This window comes from Mesorhizobium sp. NPDC059054 (assembly GCF_042739215.1).
Lineage (GTDB): Bacteria > Pseudomonadota > Alphaproteobacteria > Rhizobiales > Rhizobiaceae > Mesorhizobium.
The window spans coordinates 109,561-132,683 of the sequence record NZ_JBHYHV010000005.1 but is presented as its reverse complement, the minus strand read 5'-3'; the positions used below and the strand labels follow the sequence as shown (position 1 = coordinate 132,683).

The window sequence follows — 23,123 nt, the reverse complement described above, 5'->3', positions numbered from 1 at the left end:
CGGCCGGCGCTACGTCCTGGTGCCGCTCTTAAGGCGATCGATGATCTGCTGCAGCCGATCGGGCGTGATCGGCTTGGCCACCACGAAATCCACCGCGCGCGGCAAGGCAAGGCTGTCGATCGTGCCTGTGCGGTTGGAAAGGAAGACGATGCAAGGCGCCGACCTGCCGATCATTCCGCGAATTGCCGCAACACCTGAAAGCACCGTATCGCAGTCACCGTTTTCGGGCCCCCCATCCAGAATTACGGCTCCGGGAATGACATCCGTCAACGCCGCCGGGGCCGTCTCGGGCGATTCCGCGATCGCCTTCAGTCCGCTTTGCTCGATGATCCTTGAGACGACGATACGGTTGATCGGAGACCGGCTCACGACCAGCACCTTGCTGAAGTCCAGCCTGGGTCCGTCACGTGCTGGTGGGGTTTCGTCAGCAACCGTCATGTCGTTCTCGTCGTGTCTCAGAAAAATGGGCTTGCGCTGTTTGTCCATAATTCAATGCTAGGTTGTACTCACGCCGGACAATGGGTTGAGGCCATCGCCTATGTCAAGCGTGCGGCTGTACTAGCCGGCCCGTTTGCGGATCACAATAATATTAGTGGCAGCCATGCAACTAAAGTCGCAGGCGATCGTCCGATAAAAGCACCCGCAAAACAAAAAACCGCCCCGCGGCTGTCCGCAGGGCGGTTTTTTGCTTTTATTTGGTAAGTATTGACTTTCGTCAGCCGTGACTTTGCTGCGTGACGATCACCGGGATCAAAAGATCACCCCAGTTGCCGTCGCCGCCATGATGGCGGGCCGAACGAACCAGTTCGACCGAAACGCCCGCCTCGACCGCCTTCATGACCGACTGGTTGAGGCGGTGCAGATCGTTGGCCACGATCCGGATCACCGCCTGCTGGTCGGCACTCATGGTGGTGGCCTGTTCTTCGGCTCTTTCCTTGACACGGGTACGCGGTGCCATCGTTATTCTCCTCGAATGTTCCTTCGCCTTCTCGGCGGTTCCTCTGTTGCCGCCCCGGCACGTCCGCGCCGGGGATGATATGCGGTCGGGCTTACTCGGCGGCCGGGCGGAACTGTTCGTGCTCGGTCGAGTCGTGCATGGCTGTCGTCGATGACTTGCCGCCGGTGATCGCCATCGAGACGGCATCGAAATAGCCGGTGCCGACTTCGCGCTGGTGCTTGGTTGCGGTGTAGCCGTTGGCCTCGGCCGCGAATTCCGCTTCCTGCAGCTCCGAATAGGCAGCCATCTGGCGATCCTTGTAGCCGCGAGCCAGTTCGAACATGCCGAAGTTGAGCTGGTGGAAGCCAGCCAGCGTGATGAACTGGAACTTGTAGCCCATCGCACCCAGTTCGCGCTGGAACTTGGCGATCGTGGCGTCGTCGAGGTTCTTCTTCCAGTTGAACGACGGCGAGCAGTTATAGGCCAGCTTCTTGCCCGGATGCGCCTTGTGCACGGCTTCTGCGAACTTCCTGGCCTGGGCGAGGTCCGGCTTGCCGGTCTCCATCCAGATCAGGTCGCAATGCGGCGCGTAGGCGATGGCACGGGCGATGCAGGGCTCGATGCCGTTCTTCACCTGGTAGAAGCCTTCCACGGTACGACCGGCATCCTTGTCGACGAAGGGCTGGTCGCGCTCGTCGATGTCGGAGGTGAGCAGCTTGGCAGCCTCGGCGTCGGTACGGGCGACGATCAGTGTCGGCACGCCCATCACGTCGGCGGCAAGCCGTGCAGCGTTCAGGTTGCGGATATGCGCGGCGGTCGGGATCAACACCTTGCCGCCGAGATGGCCGCATTTCTTTTCCGATGCCAGCTGATCCTCGAAGTGGACGCCCGCGGCGCCGGCTTCGATGAAGGCCTTCATGATCTCGAAGGCATTCAATGGCCCGCCGAAGCCGGCCTCAGCGTCGGCGACGATCGGCGCGAACCAGGTATCGACCGAAAGGCCCTTGCCTTCGGAGGTCTCGATCTGGTCGGCGCGCTGCAGCGTGCGGTTGATGCGCTTGGCCAGTTCCGGTGCCGCGTTCGCCGGGTAGAGCGACTGGTCCGGATACATGGCGGAAGCTGTATTGGCATCCGCCGCGACCTGCCAACCCGACAGATAGATCGCCTTGAGGCCGGCACGGACCATCTGCATGGCCTGGTTGCCGGAGAGCGCGCCGAGCGCGTTGACGAAGTCTTCCTCCTGGATGAGCTTCCACAGGCGGTTCGCGCCCATCTCGGCAAGGCTGTACTTGATCTGCACGGAGCCGCGCAGCCGCTTTACATCCTCCGGCGAATAGGGCCGTTCGACGCCGTCGAACCGGCCTTCTGCGGCCGAGGGGACGAGGTTGTAAAAATCGGTCATTGTCTGCTCCGCTTGTCAAATTGCGTTTCGCGAAACCGCCTCGTATTCTTCGGTTTGTGGCGATTTCCTGTGACTTGATTTACATTGCGGTGCGAAAACTACCCAGTGAATTCACGATTTTGACCAGAAAATAAGGGAAAATCTGTGTTGTGTTTGACAATGCGGCGCTGTAAATTTGTAAAATCTGTAAAGGCAAGAGACGCCGGAATTGCATGATTTCGATGTCAAGTTTTGTAAAATGGCTGACACGATATGGCTGAGCAGAAGATCTTCGCCGGGCCGCGCATCCGCCGCATCCGCAACCAGAAGGGGCTGACCCAGACGGCCATGGCCGAGGGGCTGGGCATTTCGCCTTCCTATCTCAACCTGATCGAACGCAACCAGCGTCCGCTTACAGTTCAGCTCATCCTCAAGCTCGCTTCCGTCTACAAGGTCGAGCCGGACGAACTGCAGGGCGAAGCGCGCGGTTCGATCTCGGCATTGCGGGAAGTCTTCACCGACCCGCTTCTGGCCGGCGAGTTGCCGGGCGACCAGGAACTGGTCGAGATCGCCGAGGCCGCGCCCAATGCGGCGGCGGCTGTCATCAAGCTGTTCCGCGCCTATCGCGAACAGGCCGAACGCCTGTCGGATCTTACGGAACTGCTTGCCCGCGAAGGCCATACCACCGCGCTTTCCGGCGCACGCCTGCCCATCGACGAGGTGCATGAGGTGTTCGAGCGCCGACAAAACCATTTCCCGATGCTCGAAGAGGAGGCCGAAGCCTTCACGACGTTGCTTGGTCCTGGCGATGACCTGCTCGGCGCTTTGAAGGAATGGCTGCGGCGCGAACACGGCATCGTCGTCAAGGTGCTTCCGGTCGCGACCATGCCCAATTGGCGTCGCCGTTATGACCGTCATTCGCAGCGCCTGTTCCTGTCGGAACGTCTGTCGCCTTTCGATCAGTTGCGCGAGGTGGCGATGGAAGCGAGCCTCATCCGCATGCAGGTGGCGGTGGCGGCAGAGATCGCGGCGCTCAAACTGTCGTCCGACGAAGCCAGGCGGCTCGCCCGCTTCGAGCTTGGCCGCTACGTAGCGCATGCGCTGATGATGCCGTACCAGGCCTTTCTCTCCGCCGCCCAGCGTGCCCGCTACGATGTCGATGTGCTGCGTTCGCGCTTCGGCGTCTCTTTCGAGCAGGCGGCCAACCGGCTAACCATGCTGCAGCGTCAGGGCGCTTCCGGCGTGCCGTTCTTCATGCTGGAGGTCGACAATGCCGGCAACCGTTTCCGCCGCGCCGGCGCGCAGGGTTTTCCGCACAGCCGCTTCGGCGGCGGCTGTCCGAAACTGGCCGTGCATGCTGCCTTCACCCAGCCTGGTCAGATCTTTGTCGAGGCGGTTGAAATGCCGGACGGCGCCGAGTTCCTCACTGTCGCGCGCACACTGGAAGGACCGCAGGGCGCTTTTTCGGAGCGACCGCGCCGCACCGCTATCCTGCTCGGCTGCGACATCGCCTTCCGTGACGAGATCGTCTATGGCGCGGCGCTTCCGGCATTGGCCCTGGGCGGCAAGGCGGGCGCCGTGAAGGCGACGCCGGTTGGGCCGGCATGCCGCCTGTGCGAGCGCTCCGGCTGCCTGTCGCGTGCCGAGCCGCCGGTCACCCGCCCGTTGGGGCTCGACGAAATGGTGACGGGACTGAGCGCCTTCGATTTCCAGTAAAGATCCGGCGGCGGTTGCAGAGCAGAGCCTCGCCGGCAATGGCAGTTGTCGTCAGGATCGCTTCAGCAGAGGTGGCATTTTAGCCGTCACTGACATTGACGCCTCTGGGCTCTGTCATCATCTTGCCGCTCGACGTTGTGTAACCGGTGAGGGAACCGATGGCTGGTACCGATCGTCCCGTGCGGCGCTGGTTGAAGCGCGTCGCTATTTTCCTTGCCGTGGTCCTGATCCTCGTGGTCGCTCCTGCCGCCTTCATTCTCTATCCGACCTTCAAGTCTTACCCGGCGGTGACGTTCTCGCCGGCTGCGTCCCAGGCCGAAAAGAACCAGCAGGATCTCGCGCTGCTGCGTCGCTTGCCTGAAGTCGAACGCAGCTTCACCGATAAGACGCGTTCGGCGTTCAACGCTGCGATAGGCGAGCTTTCCGGCCGCGCGTCCGACCTCGACCGCGCCGGCTTTGCGATGGGCGCTGCCCGCGCCGTGGCTCTGGCCGACAATGGCCACACCAGCGTGATGGCGCTGGTCGGTGGTCACGGCTTCAACGCCTTGCCGCTGCGTTTCGGATGGTTTGCCGACGGGTTGTTCGTGGTGTCGGCGCGTCCGGACCAGCGTGATCTCCTGGGGGCACAGGTCATGACGCTCGACGGCCATTCGGCAGAGCAACTGGTGGAAGGACTGGGCGCCTATGTCGGCGGGCCTGCCAATCTGGCGCGCGAGCTTTCGCCGAACCTGCTTGCCTCGCCAGAACTGCTTCATGCCGCCGGCCTTGTCGAAAAGGCGGACTCCGCTGCGTTGGTCCTGCGCCTGCGCGACGGAACGCAGGCGTCACATACACTCGCCGCTGAGCCTGGCACGCCGGAGCAGCTGACCAGGACATTCTGGCCGAAGCGCTATCTGAGCCCCGTTCCCATGCCGGATGACAGCGGTTCCTGGACCCATGTGCTGCAGGGCAGTCAGGTGCCACCGGCGCTGACGCGGCCCGATCAGTTTTTCTGGCATGACTATCTGGCCGATGGCAGCACCCTCTACATACAGATCAACCGGGTGCGCGATCAGGACGGCAAATCCCTGCACGGCTATCTCGCCGACGTGCTGGCCGAGGCCAAGACGCGCCAGATCAAAAATGCGGTTGTCGATCTGCGTTTCGATCCGGGGGGCGACTACACGCTAAGTGCCGATTTCTCGAAGCAATTGCCTGGGCTCCTGCCGCAGGACGGGAAGGTGCTGATCCTCACCAGCGGGAACACCTTTTCCGCGGCACTCAGCACCGCGGCGATGTTGAAGTATCATGCCGGCTCGCGTGGTATCCTGATGGGGGAGCCGATGGGCGACAGGTCCAGGTTCTGGGGCGAGGGCGGCAACGTCATCTTGCCGAATTCCAGGCTGGCGGTCCGCTACACCACCGCCTACCACGACTGGGAAGATGGCTGCAGCCTGGCGCAGCTCACCACGTGTTTTTTCCTCAACTATGTCTACGGCACGCCGTCCGGATCCCTGGCGCCTGCGGTCCCTGTCACGCAAACATTCGCCAGTTATGCCGCCGGCAAGGACGCGGTGCTGTTGGAGGCATTGAAGCAGGCGAAGTAGTGGCCCTCTTTGCCCTTCGGCGGAAGATCGGCGGCGGCCGGGTCAGGCTTTGGGCAGGAGTTTGGCGAGGGCTTCTTCGATCAGCGAAGGGATCCTGGCCGGATCGTCCAGATAGGCCCCCTCCAGCAGGCCGTCCGACAGCGCGACAAGCAGGCCGGCCGTCATCGCGGGAGATGGATCGCCGCTGGCGGCACAGAGTTTCTGCAGGCTGTCGCGATACCACACACGGCGTGCATCGATGGCACGCCGCACCGGGCTGGCCGGGTCCGGATATTCCGCCGCCGCATTGAGAAACACACAGCCCCGATAGTCGGCATCGGTCGCCGCGTCGCCGATGCGTCCCAGGATCGCAGCGATCATCTCGCGCGGTGGACTGGCCGGTAGTGCCGCGACATAGGCGCGGCCAAGCCGGTCCTGCTCTTCGATATGGGCGACGACGAGATCGTCCTTCGAGGGGAAGTGCTTGTAGAATGTCGCCTTGGCCACGCCTGCCTCGGCGATGATGCGGTCGATGCCGACGGCATGGATGCCTTCAGCATAGAAAAGCCGGGTCGCTGTATCCAGCAGGCGGCGGCGGGCAGGGGAACTGTCGTTGGTGTCAGGAGCCTTTTGCATGGGATTGACGCTAACAGACAGGTCTGTATATTTCAATTGATAGACAGACCTGTCTGTTCACGTAGGGAGGAAGACATGCAATCGAATGACACATTTGAAATCATGCAGCGGTTCAACCAGGCATTCCAGGAACATCAGCCCGCGATTCTCGACGACCTGATTGCCGAGGACTGCGTCATGGAATCGATCCAGCCTGCGCCCAACGGCACCCGCTATGAAGGGCGCGAAGCCTGCCTTGCCTTTTGGCACGCCATCGCCACCGATCGTGTTTCCTATTTCGAACTCGAGGATATCACGGCAATGGGGGACAACGCCGTCATCCGTTGGCGCTTCAATTTCGGCGATGGTGGCTCGGTACGCGGCGTCAACCTGATGCGCGTCAGGGACGGCCTGATCGTGGAGGCGCTCGGATACGCCAAGTCGCCTGGTCAGGCTGCCCCGCTGCCGGAGTGAACCCTGGATTGGCTCAAGCGATGCGGGCGGTTCGGCCCTTGAATGCCCGCGTCGTTTCTTCCACGCTCGGCCGCCTGGAAATCGGCAAATTCTGTCGTCTCCCGCACGATGCATCGCCTTAAGAAGGGCAATAGTGGGCCATGAACGCTACCGTGTCCGCTCTACCATCGGCATCGCGCGAGGAGCGCATCGGCTATCTGCTGGTGTTCCTGTCCGCCCTGATGTGGAGCCTCGGCGGCACGATTGCGCGTTTCATTGCTGTCGATGACAGCTGGGCGGTGGTGTTCTGGCGCTCGATCTGGGCGGCGGCCTTCCTGATTGCCTTCATGGCGTGGCGCGACGGTCCGCGCGGAACCCTGAAACTGTTCCGCGACATGGGCCTGCCGGGCCTTGCGGTGGCCGTCTGTTTCGCCACCGCTTCGACCTGTTTCGTCGTTGCGCTCGCCTACACCAAGGTCGCCAACATCCTGCTCATGCAGGCCGGCGTGCCGCTGCTGGCGGCGTTGCTGAGCTGGCTGCTGTTCCGCGAAAAAGTCTCGGCTGCCACCTGGGCGGCGATCGCGGGTGTGATCATCGGCGTCGCCATCATGGTTTCGGAATCGCTGGGCGGCGCGGTGTCGCCGATCGGTGACGGGCTGGCGCTGCTCATCGCTTTCATGTTTTCGGTCGCCACCGTGATAACCCGCCGCTTCGCCCAGGTGCGCATGACGCCGGCCACGTGCCTCGGCACGATCCTTGCGGCCCTTTTCGCTGCATCGCAGGTCACGCAGTTCGCGGTTTCGCCACGCGACATGGGCTTTCTTTTCGCCTTCGGCGTCATCAATCTCGGCGTGGGCCTGGCCTTCTTCGCTACCGGCGCCAGACTGGTTCCGGCCGCCGTGGCGGCGCTGCTTGGCACGTTCGAGCCGATCCTCGGACCGATCTGGGTCTGGCTTGTGCACGACGAGGTGCCTTCGGCCCGCACCATGATTGGCGGTGTCGTGGTCGTTGCCGCGCTGCTCGTCCATATCGGCCTGGAACTGCGGCGTCAGTCGCGGCCGGCGCGACCCGGCACCACCGGAATTCCGTCGCCTACCTGACATGCAAATGAGATTTGATTGTCAGGAGCGATTGGAACATCTTTGCCCATTGACAAGCCTGCTGCGCGACGGGCAGGCTGGGAATACGGCAACAACAAGACAGGCGCATCTTGCCACGTGACACAGCCGGCCAAACCAGGACCGAGCCTCACCGCCACGACCTGCCAGTCAGGCAGCAACGGGCGGTAATATCTCCAGGCAGCCTGCGCGCTGCAGCGCCTCTTCTTTCCATCGCACGCGTTCCCGGCCCCGTCGCTTGGGCAGGCCGTTGTCGTCGTGCGTTGCCGGGACACCGTTTAGCAATACATGCCGGACGATGGCCGTGATGCCATCTGTCGGTACGGGAACACTGACAAAGGGAGTGTGAAGAAAATGATCCGCAAAGCGATCTGGCTGGCGGCTACGGCCGTCCTGTTGACGTTGCCCGCGGCGGGGACCCAGGCACAGGAACGTGTCGTCAACGTCTACAACTGGTCGGACTACATCGACCAGTCGATCATCGCCGACTTCACCAAGGAAACCGGCATCAAGGTCGTCTACGATGTCTACGATTCCAACGAGATCCTGGAAACCAAGCTGCTGGCCGGCGGCTCAGGCTATGACGTTGTCGTGCCGACCGCCACGCCGTTCCTGGTCCGCCAGATCGCGGCCGGCGTCTACCAGAAGCTCGACAAGTCGAAGCTGCCGAACCTGAAGAACATGTGGGACGTCGTTCAGGAACGCGTGGCTGCCTTCGATCCGGGCAACGAATATTCGGTCAACTACATGTGGGGCACCACCGGCATCGGCTACAACACCAAGAAGATCAAGGAAGCGCTCGGCGTCGACACGATCGACAGCTGGGATACGGTGTTCAAGCCGGAGAACCTCGAGAAGCTCAAGGGATGCGGCGTGATGATGCTGGATTCGCCAACCGACATCCTGCCGACCGCGCTCAACTATCTGAAGATCGATCCGAGCTCGAACAAGGCCGAGGACCTCGCCAAGGCGGAAGAGCTGATGCTGAGCATCCGTCCGTCCGTCCGCAAGTTCCATTCGTCTGAATACATCAACGCGCTCGCCAACGGCGACATTTGCCTGGCCGTCGGCTTCTCCGGCGACCTGTTCCAGGCTCGCAATCGCGCCGAGGAAGCCAAGGCCGGCGTCGAGATCGCCTATACGATCCCGAAGGAAGGCGCCGAGATGTGGTTCGACCAGATGGCCATCCCGGCCGACGCCAAGCATCCGGCCGAAGCGCTCGAGTTCATCAACTACATGATGAAGCCCGAGGTGATCGCCAAGTCGTCTGACTATGTCTTCTACGCCAACGGCAACAAGGCCTCGCAACCGCTGATCAACAAGGAGATCACCGGCGATCCCACGATCTATCCCGACGAGGAGACGCTGAAGAAGCTGTTCACCGTCAAGCCATACGACCCCAAGACCCAGCGCACCATCACGCGCATCTGGACCAAGGTCATCACGGGACAATAAGCACTCCAGAGAACCCCGGCAGTCTGGCTGCCGGGGTTCTCTTAGAGCCGCGCCGTCCATTCGGACGCGCAAAGGACGCTCTGACACTTTGAGTTGGCGCATGACGGGCGGCGGATGCCGTCCCTCCTTCCCGAAGATCGATGCCGATTTTCGGGGTCACGCCAGGGGACACGAGAACGGGAGTGGGACATGAAATCGCTGGGCAGCATCCGTAGAGACTTTGCGCCGTGGAACGATCCGAACGCGAAGCCCTATATCCAGTTCGAAAACGTCACCAAGCGGTTCGGTGATTTCACCGCCGTCAACAATTTGTCGCTGACCATCTACGAGCGTGAGTTCTTCGCGCTGCTCGGCGCGTCGGGCTGCGGCAAGTCCACGCTGTTGCGCATGCTGGCAGGCTTCGAACAGCCGACTTCAGGCCGCATCCTGCTGGATGGCGAGAACCTTGCAGGAACGCCGCCCTACCGGCGTCCGGTCAATATGATGTTCCAGTCCTATGCGCTGTTCCCGCATATGACGGTGGAAAAGAACATCGCCTTCGGCCTGAAGCAGGAAGGCATGCCCAAGGCCGATGTCGAAAAACGCGTCGCCGAGATGCTGAAGCTGGTCAAGCTCGAGCCTTTCGCGAAACGCAAGCCGCACCAGCTTTCTGGCGGCCAGCGCCAGCGCGTCGCGCTCGCCCGTTCCGTCGCCAAGCGCCCGAAGGTGCTGCTGCTCGACGAACCGCTCGGCGCGCTCGACAAGAAGCTGCGCGAGGAAACCCAGTTCGAATTGATGGATCTGCAGCAGCAACTCGGCCTGACTTTCGTCGTCGTCACCCACGACCAGGAAGAGGCCATGACCATGGCCGACCGGATCGCCATCATGGACAAGGGGGAGGTCATGCAGGTGGCCACTCCCGCCGAGGTCTATGAGGCGCCGACCTCGCGCTTCGTCGCCAACTTCGTCGGCAATGTGAACATGTTCGAAGGCAAGGTTGCCGAGCGTACCGAGAGGACCGCGAGAATTACCGGTTCGACCGGCGCGCAGATCCTGGTCGAGAATGCCGGCGATGCGACCGCTGGCGCCGATGTCTCCTTCGCCATTCGCCCCGAGAAGATCCGCATTTCCTCGGCCAAGCCGGAAGGTTCGACCAACGCGCTGGAGGGCGAGATTTACGACATCGCCTATCTCGGCGACATGACCGTCTATCACGTCAAGCTGAGCGATGGGCAGATCGTGCGTGCGCAGAGCATGAATGCCGCGCGTATCTCGGACGACCCGTTGACCTGGAACGACCGCGCCTGGGTTTCTTTCCGGCCCGACGCCGGCGTCGTGCTGACACGGTAAGGGGGCGACCATGGCGGGTGCTACACTTTCTGCCACCACGACCGCGAACGGTACCGCTCAAGCGCAGGCAGCGCCCCAGCAGGCGACCAGTTTCACGGGCAAGCTGGTCATCATCATTCCCTACGCCTTCCTGCTGGTCTTCTTCCTCGTTCCCTTCTTCATCGTCTTCAAGATCTCGCTGTCGCAGACTGCGATCGCGATGCCGCCCTATACGCCGGCGCTCGATTTCAGCGGCGGCATCTCGGGCATCGTCGGCCAGCTCAGAGAACTGAACTTCGACAACTACCTCTTCCTCACCGAGGATCCACTTTATCTCAACGCCTATATCACCAGCGTCATTGTCGCAGGCATATCGACCCTCCTTACCCTGCTTGTCGGCTATCCGATCGCCTATGGCATGTCGCGGGCGCCGGCCACGCTCCGGCCGACCCTGCTGATGCTGGTCATCCTGCCGTTCTGGACGTCGTTCCTGATCCGCGTCTATGCCTGGATCGGCATCCTGAAGCCGGAGGGCCTGCTCAACCAGCTTTTGATGAGCACCGGCATCATCAGCGAGCCGCTGATCATCCTCAACACCTATACTGCGATCTTCATCGGCATCGTCTATTCCTATCTGCCATTCATGGTGCTGCCGCTCTATTCCGCGCTGGAAAAGATGGACTATTCGCTGGTGGAGGCGGCCCAGGACCTTGGCTGTCCGCCCATCACCGCCTTCTGGAAGATCACCTTCCCGATGTCGCTGCCCGGCGTTCTGGCCGGCTGCCTGCTGGTTTTCATCCCGGCTGTCGGCGAATTCGTCATTCCGGATCTGCTCGGCGGTTCGCAGACACTGATGATCGGCCGAACGCTCTGGAACGAGTTCAACGCCAATCGTGACTGGCCGGTGTCGTCGGCGGTGGCGGTGCTGCTGCTGCTGGTGCTGATCGTTCCAATCGTCATCTTCCAGCACGCCCAAGCGCGCGCACAGGAGCAGGGGCGCTGACATGAACACGACCTGGAGCCGTTTCAACATCACTTCGGTCACGCTGGGCTTCGCGTTCCTCTACCTGCCCATCGTGCTTCTGGTGATCTTCTCCTTCAACGAATCGAAGCTCGTCACCGTCTGGGGCGGCTTCTCGACCAAATGGTACGTGTCGCTGTTCCAGAACCAGGCGCTGATCGACGCGGCCTGGGTGACTATCCGCGTTGGGCTGATTTCGGCAACCGTGGCGACTGTGCTGGGTACGCTGGCAGCGCTTGCGCTGACCCGCTACACGCGCTTCCGCGGCCGTGTGCTGTTTTCGGGCATGGTGTTTGCGCCGCTCGTCATGCCGGAAGTCATCACCGGCCTGTCGCTGCTGCTCCTGTTCGTCGCGGTCGGCCTCGACCGCGGTTTCTTCACGCTGACGCTGGCGCACATCTCCTTCACCATGTGCTTCGTCGCGGTCGTGGTGCAGTCGCGCCTCGTCACTTTCGACCGGTCGCTCGAAGAAGCGGCGATGGATCTCGGTGCGTCGCCGGTGGCTACCTTCTTCCAGGTGACGCTGCCGGTCATTCTGCCTGCCATCGTATCGGGCTGGATGCTCGCCTTCACCCTGTCGCTGGACGACCTGGTGACCTCGTCCTTCACCTCGGGGCCGGGGGCGACCACCCTGCCGATGAAGATCTATAGCCAGGTCCGCCTCGGCGTGACGCCGGAGATCAACGCCGCCTGCACGATCCTGATCGCGATCGTGGCCACCGGCGTCATCATCGCTTCGGTCGTCAACAAGCGCCGTGAAGTGCAGCGCCTGCGCGACGAACAGGCGGCGTTGCGCGGGTAGCGCAAACGAAAAGCGGCCTCGGCTGCCTCTTCTATTCGCCAGCCTTGCGCCGCGCGATCGGTGATACGAATGGCGTGGTCCAGGTTCCGCCGACGAAGAAGGTCGCCTCGTTGCCATCCTTGCCCGGTGTGGCTGGCGCTGGCGGCGTGGCGGGAGGCGGCGTAGCAGCCGTGGTCTGGCCGGTCTCTGTCTGACCGTCGGGCGCGGTGCCCGGTTGGGCCTGGTCCGGCTGGTCAGTTGGTGTCGGCTGGGGCGCCGGTGCCGGCTGGGCCGCCGGCTTTGGCTGGACAATACCGCCCGAAAGCGCCAGGCCGCGTCCCGCATAGGGCACGATGCCCGACAGCCAGATCTTGGTCTGGCCCGACTTTGCCTCCGCGCGGTCGATGCGGGCCACGCCCTTGGCAATGTTGGCCTTGAGCTCGGCGCCGTCGATCGGCAAGGTGCCGTCTGATACTTCGTCGAGTGCGAAGAACCCGCCCTCATCCGTGCGTTTCAGGAAGGCCGGCAGGTTCAGCGACGTCAGATTGCCTGGACCGAAGGTGGCGGAAGCGGAGCCGTCGGCATTCTGCAGGATCGAGTTCCACGATTTGCCGGGACCTTTCAGGATCAGCGATACGGTGCCGGTTCCCGTCGGCATCAGCCGCGTCATGCCGGCTGCGGACGCGAAGTCGGCGCCGTTGACGTCGGATGCCAGCAGCTTCATCTCCACCTGCGTGCCTTCCGGGCGCAGGTCGAAGCGCACGCCGGCCTGGATGTTGCCGCCAAAGGCGGCGGCATCGGAAATATCGAACACCGCAAGGCCAGTTTTCACCTGTGCCGTGGCGGCAACATCGGCAAGCTGGATCGGCCCGGCCGTTGCGTGCGCCGCCGATAGCCTGAGGTCGAGATTGAACCGGTCGGCGAAGGATGTGTCGATCGCATCAAGATCGCCAGGTGTGGCTGCATTGGTGGTGAAGGCAGCCAGGAAGGCGGCAAGGTTCACCGTGTCGAAGGCCAGTGTGCCGGAGATAACCGGCAACCCCTCGGAGAAGGAGAGGTCAAGCGCGCCGGTTCCCGGGTTCTTGTCGACATTGATCTCGGCATTGTCGAATTTCACCCGGTCGGTGTTGCCCGTGACCTTGCTGGTTACCGAGACGGGCCCGGTGGTGGCGCCTGGGGCAATGCCGGCTCGCAGCCACCACAGCGCCCGACGCAGCGACGGAGCCGAGAATTTTGCCTGGCCGTCGAAGAACGACTTTGCCGAAAAATTGCCGTTGCCTTCGAACGAGAAGTTGGCCGGCGGCGCCTTCAGCGACACGGTGAAGGGCGCGGCACCTCCGGCGAGCAGCAGCATCGGTTGCGGCGAATTGGCCTCGACGGACACGTTCTCGCCGCGCCAGGTGCCGCTGGCCGAAACTGAACCGGAGGTGTTGAGTGCCTCCCAGTCGACCATGCCGGACAGGCCGGTCACCACGTCTTCCTCGGCACCGTCGATGCTGGCTATGACACGGCCGTCACGGAATTCGATGCTGCCGAAGCCTTCGGTTGGCAGCCTGACGGCATTGGGCTTGTCAGGATTGGCTTTGACGGTTTCCCTGGCTGCGTCGATGGCGCGGGCAACGCGTCCACCGGACGGCGCCGGGGGCAACAGCAACCCGTGCTCGGCCGGCTGGATTCGGAAGATCGGCTTGATCAGCTGCACGCCGGAGAACACGACATCGCCACGCAGCGCGGCCATGGCCGAAAGATCGATATCGACCCTTTCGGCCTGCATGACCGGCGGGGCCTTGTCGTCGCTCCATTTCGACAGCGTGACGCCCGACAGCGTCGCGCGGAACTGCGGCCAGATCGAGATTTCGGGCGTGCCCTCGATGGTGACGCGAAAGCCGCTCCAGGCGCTCATTTCCCAGGCGATGCGGTCGCGCACGATGCGGTTGGACGCAAAATAGGGTACGGCCACGAACGCCACGACGGCGACGATGACCGCAATCGAAACCGCCCAAATGGCACGCCAGATCAGGGGTGATGGCATCTGGTCCTTAGCGTTTTAGTTCAACCGCATTGAGGGGTGTAAACCCTGGCGGCTGCATTTCAAGTCTTTGTGACCATGCGATGGCGATAGCACACATGCTGTCGCAATACGCTGATCTTGCGTTGTTGCAATGCAGTATGCTTAACGGGTGACGCCACGGGAGGAACATTCATGGTCGCAGATACACCCCTTTGGACCCCGTCGGAGGCACGGATCGCCTCGGCGCCGTTGACGGAATTCACGCGCGCGGCGGAGCGGGTGAGCGGGCTGGAATTCGCCAGTTATCGCGATCTGCACAGCTGGTCGGTTGCCGACCGCGAGGCGTTCTGGGGTCTGGTATGGGAATTCTGCGATGTCGTCGGCGACAGGGGCGAGACGGTGCTGGCCGATGGCGACAGAATGCCGGGTGCCAGGTTCTTTCCCGATGCCCGGCTGAATTTTGCGGAAAACCTGCTGAAAAAGACAGGTTCCTCCAATGCGCTCGTTTTTCGCGGCGAGGACAAGGTCGAGCGGCGCCTGTCATGGGATGAACTGCACGCCAGGGTCTCACAGCTACAGCAACTGTTCGTGAAGCTCGGCGTCAAGCAGGGCGACCGCATCGCCGCGATGATGCCGAACATGCCCGAAACGGTTGCCGCCATGCTTGCCGCCACCTCAATCGGCGCTGTGTGGTCGTCCTGCTCACCCGATTTTGGCGAACAGGGTGTGCTCGACCGTTTTGGCCAGATCGAACCGGTCGTGTTCATCGTTCCGGACGGTTACTGGTATGCCGGCAAGGCCATCGAGGTCGCGGACAAGGTGGTTGCGGTCACTTCGAAACTGAAGAGCCTGCGCAAGGTGCTGGTGGTCGATTATCTCGGTACTGCGGAAGATGTCGCCGCCATCATCGAGGGGGCGGAGGCGCTGGAGACGGCACTGCAGCCTTTCGCGGCCAAGGCCGTCACCTTCGAGCGGCTGCCTTTCGCGCACCCGCTCTATATCCTGTTCTCCTCCGGCACGACCGGCATCCCGAAATGCATCGTGCATTCGGCGGGCGGCACGCTGATCCAGCACGTCAAGGAACTGCGCCTGCATGCCGGCCTAATCGATGGCGATCGCTTCTTCTATTTCACCACCTGCGGCTGGATGATGTGGAACTGGCTGGTTTCGGGCCTGTCCTGCGGCGCCACGCTGCTGCTCTATGACGGCTCGCCCTTCCACCCTTCGGGCAATGTGCTGTTCGACTTCGCCGATGCCGAGAAGATGACCTATTTCGGCACCTCGGCGAAGTTCATTGATTCCGTGCGCAAGGCGGAGCTGAAGCCAATCACCACGCATGATCTTTCCACCGTGCGCACCATTTCCTCCACTGGTTCGCCGCTGTCTCCGGAAGGCTTCCGCTTCGTCTACGAAGGTATCAAACAGGATATCCACCTCGCTTCGATCTCCGGCGGCACCGACATCGTCTCCTGCTTCGTATTGGGTGTGCCGACCGAACCGGTTTGGGAGGGTGAGATCCAGGGGCCGGGACTTGGCCTGGCCGTCGATGTCTGGAACGACGATGGCCAGCCGGTGCGGCAGGAAAAGGGTGAGCTGGTCTGCGCCAAGGCATTCCCGGCCATGCCGATCGGTTTCTGGAACGACCCTGATGGCAAGAAATACCACGGCGCCTATTTCGAGCGTTTCGACAATATCTGGTGCCATGGCGACTTTGCCGAATGGACGGCGCATGGAGGCATGATCATCCACGGCCGCTCGGATGCTACACTGAACCCTGGCGGGGTGCGCATCGGCACGGCCGAGATCTACAACCAGGTCGAGCAGATGCCCGAAATCCTTGAGGCGATCTGCATCGGCCAGGATTTCGACGACGACGTGCGCGTGGTGCTGTTCGTGCGGCTGGCTCCGGATGTCACCCTCGACGAAGAGCTGGAAAAGAAGATCAAGGCGAAGATCCGCATCGGTGCCAGCCCGCGCCATGTGCCGGCCAAGATCGTTGCCGTCACCGACATTCCACGCACCAAGTCAGGCAAGATCACCGAGCTTGCCGTGCGCGATGTCGTCCATGGCCGCGCCGTCAAGAACAAGGAAGCGCTCGCCAATCCCGAGGCGCTCGACCTGTTCAGGGATCGACCGGAATTGCGGAGCTGAGCCAGCAGGTTGTGGCTGAGAACAAGGTAAATAAAGCGTAGCGCCCAAATTTACCGCGTTTTCAGGAATGGTACACTTTCGTAAATTTTTCCGGGACCGGGTAAGGATTTGTTTACGACCCGGCCCTGATAGTCGCGGGTAACTTGAGGGAGAAATCCCATTCCCATTAGAGCATTTCCGTTTTTACGGAAACGCGGAAACGCTCTAATTCTTTGTTTCTACGCAATTCCGGACGGAAAACCGTTACACTTTTCCTGGAATTGCTGGAGGCGGGAACAGTATCGCTCAAGCCCGTTGTGACATTCTTTTCAGGCGCCCGTCGGGCGCCTTTTTCTTGTTCTATTTGCGGTCAGTCAGCCAGCACGCGTGTCGACGGGAAAGCAACTTCCACAAGCGTGCCTTCACCCGGTGTCGAGTTGATGGTGAACCTGGCGCGGTTGGCTTCCACCATCGCCTTGGTCAACGGCAGGCCGAGGCCGGTGCCGTCATTGCGCCCGCGCTTCAACGCATTGACCTGCTTGAATGGCTTCAGCGCATGCTCGATTTCGACCTGGGTCATTCCGACGCCGGTATCGCGCACCCGCATCACAACATCACCAGAGGTTTCATAGGCTGTGGAGACGATCACCTGGCCGCCGGCCTGCGTATAGCGCACGGCGTTGGACAGGACGTTGAGCGCGATCTGGCGGATCGAGCGCAGGTCGGCCACCACCTCCGGCAGGCGCGAGGCGAAGGATGAGCGGATGATCACCCGTTCACGATTGGCTTGCGGCTGCATCAGCGCGACGGCTTCGGCGAGCGTGTCGTTGAGCGACACCGCCTCATAGTCCATCTCCTGCTGGCCGGCCTCGATCTTGGAAATGTCGAGCAGGTCGTTGACCAGGTCGAGCACATGGTTGCCGGAGCGATTGATGTCGCGCAGATAGTCGCGATAGCGCTCGTTGGCGATCGGTCCGAATTTCTCGTCCACCATCAGTTCGGAAAAGCCGATGATGGCGTTGAGCGGCGTGCGGATTTCGTGGCTGATGCGGGCGAGGAAATCGGTCTTCTGCGAGGACGCCCGCTCGGCCACGGCACGCGCCTGGGTGAGCTCTTCTTCGGCTCGCTTCCACTGAGTGATGTCTCGCACGACCGCGCAATAGCCGCTGTCGCCAGGCAGGCGGCCAATGGTCATGAACAGCGGAATGAAACGGCCCTCGGCCTCACGGCCGATCACTTCGCGGCCGTCGTTGAGCACGCTGGCCACGCCGTTGTCGGAAAGCCCGGCGAGGTAATCGCGCGCCGCCTTCTGGCTTTCGATGGCGAACAGCGAGGCGAACGGCTTGCCGGCGACGTCGTCGCCGTCGAAGCCGAACAGGGCTTCTGCCGGCCGGCTGATCGAACGGATGGTGCCGTCGCGGTCGATCAGAACGACGCCGTCGGTGGCGGTATCTATGATGGTCCGCATTTCGGCGATGCGTGCCTTGAGTTCGGCATTGTCGGGCTCGGCGGACGGAAATGGCACGACCCGTCCCGGTTGGCTTTCCGTGGTGGCATTCAGCACCAGCATCAGCGCCTTGCCTTTGCCCCAGGGTACGGAACGCAGCACCGCATCGACCGGGACTTCCTCGCCATCGGCTTTCTTGAGCCGCAGCTTGTGGTCTGAATGATCGGGCGCGTCGTCGCTGGCGTAGGCATCGGCGAACAGTGCATCCAGTCCGCCGGCTGCTTCGAGCGCGGCAAGGTCGGCATAGCCGGTCAGGGTCAGGAATTCCGCATTGGCATAATGCAACCTGTCGCCGGAATGGATGAGCAGCGGCACAGGCAGCCTGCCCACAAGCGAGGTGTCGGGCACCGTTTCGCCGATGGAGAAGGCAGCGGGCACGAAGCCGCCCGCCTGCAGCGGCGGTGCGACGCGGTGGGCGGGCGAGAGCGTCGGCGGCGCGGGAACCGGCTGCACGGCCTCTGCGGCAATGGGCACTTCCGTTTCGTCGCGCGGGTGCGTCAGGTCGCCATCGTCTTCCAGGCGGGCCAGGTCGGCTTCGTCTTCAGCCGGTTCTTTTGTCTCTCCATGAGCCGCGTCGCGGCGCTTTTGTGCCGCCTTCGCGGCTGCCGCCCTGACATCGCCGGCGTCATCCAGCGCATGCGCTGGTCTGTTATCTCCGTCCGCCTTGTCTTCGTCGGGGGTAGCAAAGGCCAGCAGCGAGCGCGGCGCAGCCGGCTTGGCTGCAGGCTGAGCGCCTGGGTCCGAAGATTCACCAGAAACAGCAACCTGTGACTCGGATTCCGCCCATATCTCGGACGTCGCAACGGCGTCCTCGATTTCGGAAATCTGCTCGGCATCCGCGCCGTCGAGTCGGGCAAGGTCTTCGATGTCTTCGGCTTCCTGCGCTTCGGTCAGCGCTGCGCTATCGTCTTCGGCGACAACCGTCTCATCCGCCAAACCTATCTCGCCTTGCGCGATGGAGGCTTTCGGCTCCACCGCGTTTGTCCTGTCATCGTCCAGCGGCGGCTGCCGCTCGCCAGTGGACGCAACAGCAGGCGGGGTCTCGGCTTCGATCTTGTGTTCGGGCCGAGCAGCGTCGGCAGGTTTCGCGGCTTCGCCGTCACGATCGGATGCCGCCGTCGTTTCGATCTTGTCCGTCTGTGGCGCCGTAGCGCGGCTATCCGTCTCAGGCGCGGATGGAGCCGGGCTTCCGGGAACAGTCCTGGCTTGCGGGGCCTTGCCGGTTTCCGCGGCACTGTCCTTCTTCAGGCGCTCGCCGATCTCGCGGAAGGCGGTTCGCTCGACGTTCGACAGCCCCTTGTCGTTGGCAGGCGTCCGGTGTTCGGCCAGCCGTATCACCTTATCGGTGAAACGACGCTCCGGTGTCGGAGCGATGGCCAATGCCGGCGCCTCGCCATGGAACGGATGGTCTTGGGTCGCGTCTTCGTTCGACGAAGGCTGCTTCGCTTCCGGCACGACCGGATTGGTCGGTGCGGCGGAAGCGGATGCCGTTTCGGACGGCGTCCAGCCCGGTGTCAGCGCCTCGCCGACCTTTTCGTGATCTTCGGTGGCGTCCGCCAGCCGGGCGACGCCGAAGCCGCGAAACCCTTCGAAGTTGCGGTTGCGATCGTAGACGGGCAGGGCAGCGAGGTCGACCGGCACTTTGAGGCTGCTGCCGGCGATCGGCCACGCGACCGAACGGCCAGACCAGGTATCGCGTCGCTCCAGCAACCCGGCGATCTCGCCGGAGGGGTCGAAGCCGAAGGTTGTTGCCACGTCCTTGAAACGGCGGCCGATGACGTCGGCCGCCGCTTCCCCGACAACGGCGGTGAATTCCGGTGAAATCGCACTGAAGCGGCCGGCCTCGTCGGTACGCCAGACGAAGCGCACCGGGGCCGCGCCGCGGTCGATGGCCGGCTTGGCGGTCGGCGTCGTTTCGGCCGATTCGGATGGCGTACGATCCTCGCCGCCTTCCTCGGTGTCGCTGAAATACCAGCCATCATGATGCTGGTCGCTCGATGCCGCGTTTATTGGAGCGCTGTCATCGGCCGCACGCCAGCCTTCCGCTGCAGTGGCTGCAGGCTGCTCCGCCGAGGGCGATAGAGTGCTGGCGGAGTTCGTAACGGCAGGAGCCGTCCCAACCTGGCCAGCTTCCCCGTCATCGATGACCACCAGGAGATGGCGTGTCGGATCGTCCGTCAGCCTGGCCATGCCGGCGGGCAGGGTACGCGTTCCCGCCTGCAGGCGCCGCTTCAGCGTGCGGTCATGCTCATGGCTGGTTTCGGTTGCCAGCGAGCCAAGCGTTTCGGTGGTGATGCCGAGCGCTGAAAATCCTTCCGATGCGGCTTCGATGTTACCGTGGCCGTCGACGAAGGCGAGGAACTGGCCATCGGCGGTGAAGCCGCTGATGGCGCGTTCGGCGATCTCGGCCGTGCTGCGTGAGCCACTCTGTGCGGCTGGCACCGAAAGCAGGATCGCCGCCTCGCCATCCGGCATGGTGACCGCACTGGCCTGGAAGCCGATCGCCTGCGTTGTCATGCCCCTGGAAAGCCGTACCAGTAGGGCACGGTTGCGGCCAATGGCCGGGAAGCCGGCGGTCGCCGAGATCTGCCGCTTCGCCACCGGCGGCAGATTGGCCGGCGCGCCGATCGCAGCCTCGATATCGGCATGGCCAAGCAGGGCGGCGCCCGGGCCGTTCGCCCATAGCACCTGGTCGAGCTCGGCCGACAGGATGAGGAGCGCGTCGCCGGCAGCGAAACGCGTCCGCACCTCATCGAGGACGGCAACATCGAGGAACGAATAGCTCTCGGACGGCATGCGCTCTGGCGATCCTCCAGGAGATGGCCGCGGTTAATGCTTCGTTAATAAATGGGTGCCGCCGCAAGGTCCACAAGCCAGAAGCCAGGCCACTTGAAAAGTGAGGCTTTTGGTTAACGCGGCATCCTATTGTTTCTCTTTGGAAATGTTGCGATGCAACATAAATATTGCACTGCACAATAGGAAATGCTATGGTGTTAACAGAAATGAACGAGACGGCACGGCGCCAGAGACGGCGAATGTGCCCGTCCACAATGAGGATGGAAAATGTCCAAGACCAAGACCGCTGAAACCACCGAATTCCCGACCTTCGATGCTTCGCAGGCCGCTGATCAGGTTCGCGCTTTCGCCGAGAAGGGCGTCGAGCAGTCGAAAGAAACCTTCGCCAAGCTGAAGACCGGCGCCGAGGAAGCCAAGAAGGCTTTCGAGACCAGCTACGAGACCGCCAAGACCACTTCGAGCGACCTGTCGCTGAAGGCGATCGCCACGCTGCGCGCCAATGCCGAAGCCAATTTCTCGCACCTCGAAGCCCTCGTCAGCGCCAAGTCGCTGTCGGAAGTCGTCGAGCTGCAGACCTCCTTCCTGCGCAAGCGCGTCGAGACCGCCGTCGAGCAGGCCAAGGAATTTCAGGCTGCTGCCTCCAAGGCCGCTGAAGACGTTTCCAAGCCGTACAAGACCGCTTTCGAGAAGGCCTTCAAGGACGTCTCCAAGGCTGCCTGATGCATCGATCCGAAAATCGGGATCGATTTTCGGAAAGCACGATGCACGCCGGAAAGTGCGGCAAAATGGCAAGGGCCCGCCGGTGATCTTGTAAGCATCACACCGGCTTCCTAGCTTTATCGGGCAAGAGATACCTGGGGTGGTTCCTCCTCCCTCCGCTCCAGGGAAAAGCCGGTTCCTCCTCCCACCGGCTTCATATTGGAAAAAGGCCGGCTCCTCCTCCCGCCGGCCTTTTTCTTGAGTGCATGACCCCGAAAATCGGATTTTCGGAGAGGATCATGAACTAAGTAAAAGAGAGGTGGGACCTCTTCCGAAAATCGGTATTGCGTGTCGGGAGAGGCTTGGGTTCGAGTGGAATGTGCCGGCAGCCCCTTTGTAAGGTCGGGGTTCGGGCGTCCTGGTGAATACGGATGTGGGTGATCGGGCCTTTGCCTTCGCAAGAGCCTTGAATTACGATCCGATTGCCCGTATGGACGCTTCGCCGGATGACGGAGCGCGGCTGACACGAGTGGAGCTGGTGTTGCGATCATCGACGGGCATGAGTGCCGTTGTAGCTCAGATGGTTAGAGCGCCGGATTGTGGATCCGGAGGTCGCTGGTTCGATCCCAGCCAACGGTACCACTTCTTTTTCGCCGGGTGGATGCCCCGCAAACCAATCACTGAAATCAGGTCTTGTTCTTTGGTGCCGGTAAGGTTGCCGTGAGCTTGCGACTCGGTTTCAATTGAAACAGAGCAATTCCAGCAAAAGTGCCTAGCGGTTTTGCGTCCGGAATTGCAAAAAAAAGATAGAGCGTTTCCGCGTTTCCGTGAAAAACGGAAACGCTCTAAGGACACCGGCCCGCCGCGCTGATAGCGCTGGCAAGCCGGGAAGAACCGAAACGGGTAGTTCAATTATGAGCGAACACGCGATCGAATTTCTGCAGGACTGGATCGGCAAGGAATGCTGCGCTCCGTCCGAAGCGGTGAAGATCGAAAAGCATGCCGAAGTCCTGGCCAAGCAGTGCGCCGCCAAAGCCGCCGAAGCGGGCATCCCGCTGGAAGACCTCCAGGAAGAGGTCGGCGATATCCAGGAATTGATCGCTTCGCGTCTCGAAGAAGCCGTCGAGGCCGAGACCGACACCGACAAGCCGGCCGCAGACAAGGCAGCTTGATCTCGCTTCCCCAAGTCAAAACTTAGAGCGTCCTTTGCGCGTCCGGCAGGCCGCGCCGAGTTCGGTATGATCGCGGCCACGAAACACCCGGGTCAGCCACCAGCCAGAAGCCTTGCAACTTCGCTCTGGCAAATGACGCTGCCACAGGCAAGGCCCTGAACAGCCCGTCGTGTTGGCGCGCTCTGAGGGCGCGCGGGCTGACATATCCCCAGCCAATCCTCTCCCAAAGGAGGAGAGCTTTGCGGTCGCCATGTCGTGCGAACCGCCAACGATTTTTGCCAGGCATATGTAAGCCAATCTCTCAACGGGCGAGGTTAGGGGGCTCAACCCAATCCGCGCTGGCCAGATTGGTCTTGCGATATTATTTATCACTGATAAAGAAGCGGTGGGCTCGGTTCTTGCGGAGCGGATGCGCATGAGCGCCGTGCCACCAAATCAGGTGGATCACCGCCGCTGCC

Annotated in this window: 17 protein-coding genes and 1 tRNA gene; 12 read left to right on the top strand and 6 right to left on the bottom strand. The window is 62.2% G+C overall.

Going from position 1 to position 23,123, the window contains the following annotated elements; all coding sequences use genetic code 11:
- Positions 1-9: 9 nt before the first annotated feature.
- From ACFWXH_RS21600 to aceA, 3 genes are all read right to left on the bottom strand, one after another.
- Positions 10-438: a hypothetical protein gene (locus ACFWXH_RS21600; RefSeq protein WP_054310243.1), complete on the bottom strand. Its 429-nt coding sequence runs from the start codon at positions 436-438 to the stop codon at positions 10-12.
- A gap of 277 nt (positions 439-715) precedes the next feature.
- A complete protein-coding gene (locus ACFWXH_RS21595) occupies positions 716-958 on the bottom strand; it encodes a hypothetical protein (protein WP_024926069.1) in 243 nt (80 codons plus the stop codon).
- A 91-nt stretch (positions 959-1,049) separates the two neighbouring features.
- Positions 1,050-2,339 carry an isocitrate lyase gene (aceA, locus tag ACFWXH_RS21590; protein WP_054310187.1) on the bottom strand — a complete coding sequence of 430 codons (1,290 nt, stop codon included), beginning with the start codon at positions 2,337-2,339 and terminating at the stop codon, positions 1,050-1,052.
- A gap of 252 nt (positions 2,340-2,591) precedes the next feature.
- Between aceA and ACFWXH_RS21585 the strand changes: the two genes are divergently transcribed.
- Together ACFWXH_RS21585 and ACFWXH_RS21580 are read left to right on the top strand one after the other, a co-directional pair.
- A complete protein-coding gene (locus ACFWXH_RS21585) occupies positions 2,592-4,034 on the top strand; it encodes a short-chain fatty acyl-CoA regulator family protein (RefSeq protein ID WP_379123410.1) in 1,443 nt (480 codons plus the stop codon).
- A 158-nt stretch (positions 4,035-4,192) separates the two neighbouring features.
- Positions 4,193-5,620: a hypothetical protein gene (locus tag ACFWXH_RS21580; RefSeq protein ID WP_379123409.1), complete on the top strand. Its 1,428-nt coding sequence runs from the start codon at positions 4,193-4,195 to the stop codon at positions 5,618-5,620.
- A gap of 42 nt (positions 5,621-5,662) precedes the next feature.
- Here ACFWXH_RS21580 and ACFWXH_RS21575 read toward each other — a convergent pair whose 3' ends face one another.
- Positions 5,663-6,235 (bottom strand): TetR/AcrR family transcriptional regulator, encoded by a 573-nt coding sequence (locus ACFWXH_RS21575; protein ID WP_379123408.1) that lies wholly within the window; start codon positions 6,233-6,235, stop codon positions 5,663-5,665.
- Positions 6,236-6,310: 75 nt separating this feature from the next.
- Here ACFWXH_RS21575 and ACFWXH_RS21570 point away from each other — a divergent pair, with 75 nt between their 5' ends.
- The 6 genes from ACFWXH_RS21570 to ACFWXH_RS21545 all read left to right on the top strand — a co-directional run bounded on the left by ACFWXH_RS21570 (position 6,311) and on the right by ACFWXH_RS21545 (position 12,371).
- On the top strand, positions 6,311-6,688 hold the full coding sequence (locus ACFWXH_RS21570) for a nuclear transport factor 2 family protein (RefSeq protein WP_379123407.1): 378 nt from the start codon (positions 6,311-6,313) through the stop codon (positions 6,686-6,688).
- A gap of 152 nt (positions 6,689-6,840) precedes the next feature.
- Positions 6,841-7,767: a DMT family transporter gene (locus ACFWXH_RS21565; RefSeq protein ID WP_379123406.1), complete on the top strand. Its 927-nt coding sequence runs from the start codon at positions 6,841-6,843 to the stop codon at positions 7,765-7,767.
- A 372-nt stretch (positions 7,768-8,139) separates the two neighbouring features.
- The gene (locus ACFWXH_RS21560) at positions 8,140-9,240 is read left to right on the top strand and encodes a polyamine ABC transporter substrate-binding protein (protein WP_054310181.1); all 1,101 of its coding nucleotides are present in this window, start codon (positions 8,140-8,142) and stop codon (positions 9,238-9,240) included.
- Positions 9,241-9,429: 189 nt separating this feature from the next.
- Entirely contained in the window at positions 9,430-10,569 is a 1,140-nt protein-coding gene (locus tag ACFWXH_RS21555) for an ABC transporter ATP-binding protein (RefSeq protein WP_379123405.1), read from the top strand.
- A 10-nt stretch (positions 10,570-10,579) separates the two neighbouring features.
- Positions 10,580-11,551 (top strand): ABC transporter permease subunit, encoded by a 972-nt coding sequence (locus ACFWXH_RS21550; protein ID WP_379123404.1) that lies wholly within the window; start codon positions 10,580-10,582, stop codon positions 11,549-11,551.
- A gap of 1 nt (position 11,552) precedes the next feature.
- The gene (locus tag ACFWXH_RS21545; protein WP_054310179.1) at positions 11,553-12,371 is read left to right on the top strand and encodes an ABC transporter permease; all 819 of its coding nucleotides are present in this window, start codon (positions 11,553-11,555) and stop codon (positions 12,369-12,371) included.
- A 31-nt stretch (positions 12,372-12,402) separates the two neighbouring features.
- On the opposite strand, the gene ACFWXH_RS21540 is transcribed toward ACFWXH_RS21545, so the two are convergent.
- The gene (locus tag ACFWXH_RS21540; protein WP_379123403.1) at positions 12,403-14,382 is read right to left on the bottom strand and encodes an AsmA-like C-terminal region-containing protein; all 1,980 of its coding nucleotides are present in this window, start codon (positions 14,380-14,382) and stop codon (positions 12,403-12,405) included.
- Between the two features lie 171 nt (positions 14,383-14,553).
- On the opposite strand from ACFWXH_RS21540, the gene ACFWXH_RS21535 reads away from it, so the two are divergent.
- A complete protein-coding gene (locus ACFWXH_RS21535) occupies positions 14,554-16,512 on the top strand; it encodes an acetoacetate--CoA ligase (RefSeq protein WP_379123402.1) in 1,959 nt (652 codons plus the stop codon).
- A gap of 349 nt (positions 16,513-16,861) precedes the next feature.
- Here the strand turns inward: ACFWXH_RS21535 and ACFWXH_RS21530 are convergent, their stop codons facing one another.
- Positions 16,862-20,794, bottom strand: coding sequence for a PAS domain S-box protein (locus tag ACFWXH_RS21530; protein ID WP_379123401.1), 3,933 nt, complete (start codon positions 20,792-20,794; stop codon positions 16,862-16,864).
- A gap of 267 nt (positions 20,795-21,061) precedes the next feature.
- Here ACFWXH_RS21530 and ACFWXH_RS21525 point away from each other — a divergent pair, with 267 nt between their 5' ends.
- The 3 genes from ACFWXH_RS21525 to ACFWXH_RS21515 all read left to right on the top strand — a co-directional run bounded on the left by ACFWXH_RS21525 (position 21,062) and on the right by ACFWXH_RS21515 (position 22,665).
- The gene (locus ACFWXH_RS21525) at positions 21,062-21,514 is read left to right on the top strand and encodes a phasin (RefSeq protein ID WP_379123400.1); all 453 of its coding nucleotides are present in this window, start codon (positions 21,062-21,064) and stop codon (positions 21,512-21,514) included.
- A gap of 544 nt (positions 21,515-22,058) precedes the next feature.
- A tRNA-His gene (locus ACFWXH_RS21520) sits at positions 22,059-22,135 on the top strand.
- A 272-nt stretch (positions 22,136-22,407) separates the two neighbouring features.
- Complete coding sequence (locus ACFWXH_RS21515; RefSeq protein ID WP_379123399.1) at positions 22,408-22,665, top strand: hypothetical protein; 258 nt, start codon at positions 22,408-22,410, stop codon at positions 22,663-22,665.
- Positions 22,666-23,123: the final 458 nt, after the last annotated feature.

Bases quoted from the DNA above. Each gene is read 5' to 3' on its own strand.
- ACFWXH_RS21595 (WP_024926069.1), bottom strand. From the start codon at position 958: ATGGCACCGCGTACCCGTGTCAAGGAAAGAGCCGAAGAACAGGCCACC.
- ACFWXH_RS21545 (WP_054310179.1), top strand. From the start codon at position 11,553: ATGAACACGACCTGGAGCCGTTTCAACATCACTTCGGTCACGCTGGGC.
- ACFWXH_RS21555 (WP_379123405.1), top strand. From the start codon at position 9,430: ATGAAATCGCTGGGCAGCATCCGTAGAGACTTTGCGCCGTGGAACGAT.
- ACFWXH_RS21525 (WP_379123400.1), top strand. From the start codon at position 21,062: ATGTCCAAGACCAAGACCGCTGAAACCACCGAATTCCCGACCTTCGAT.
- ACFWXH_RS21530 (WP_379123401.1), bottom strand. From the start codon at position 20,794: ATGCCGTCCGAGAGCTATTCGTTCCTCGATGTTGCCGTCCTCGATGAG.
- ACFWXH_RS21600 (WP_054310243.1), bottom strand. From the start codon at position 438: ATGACGGTTGCTGACGAAACCCCACCAGCACGTGACGGACCCAGGCTG.
- ACFWXH_RS21540 (WP_379123403.1), bottom strand. From the start codon at position 14,382: ATGCCATCACCCCTGATCTGGCGTGCCATTTGGGCGGTTTCGATTGCG.
- ACFWXH_RS21550 (WP_379123404.1), top strand. From the start codon at position 10,580: ATGGCGGGTGCTACACTTTCTGCCACCACGACCGCGAACGGTACCGCT.
- ACFWXH_RS21570 (WP_379123407.1), top strand. From the start codon at position 6,311: ATGCAATCGAATGACACATTTGAAATCATGCAGCGGTTCAACCAGGCA.
- ACFWXH_RS21575 (WP_379123408.1), bottom strand. From the start codon at position 6,235: ATGCAAAAGGCTCCTGACACCAACGACAGTTCCCCTGCCCGCCGCCGC.
- ACFWXH_RS21560 (WP_054310181.1), top strand. From the start codon at position 8,140: ATGATCCGCAAAGCGATCTGGCTGGCGGCTACGGCCGTCCTGTTGACG.
- aceA (WP_054310187.1), bottom strand. From the start codon at position 2,339: ATGACCGATTTTTACAACCTCGTCCCCTCGGCCGCAGAAGGCCGGTTC.
- ACFWXH_RS21515 (WP_379123399.1), top strand. From the start codon at position 22,408: ATGAGCGAACACGCGATCGAATTTCTGCAGGACTGGATCGGCAAGGAA.
- ACFWXH_RS21585 (WP_379123410.1), top strand. From the start codon at position 2,592: ATGGCTGAGCAGAAGATCTTCGCCGGGCCGCGCATCCGCCGCATCCGC.
- ACFWXH_RS21535 (WP_379123402.1), top strand. From the start codon at position 14,554: ATGGTCGCAGATACACCCCTTTGGACCCCGTCGGAGGCACGGATCGCC.
- ACFWXH_RS21580 (WP_379123409.1), top strand. From the start codon at position 4,193: ATGGCTGGTACCGATCGTCCCGTGCGGCGCTGGTTGAAGCGCGTCGCT.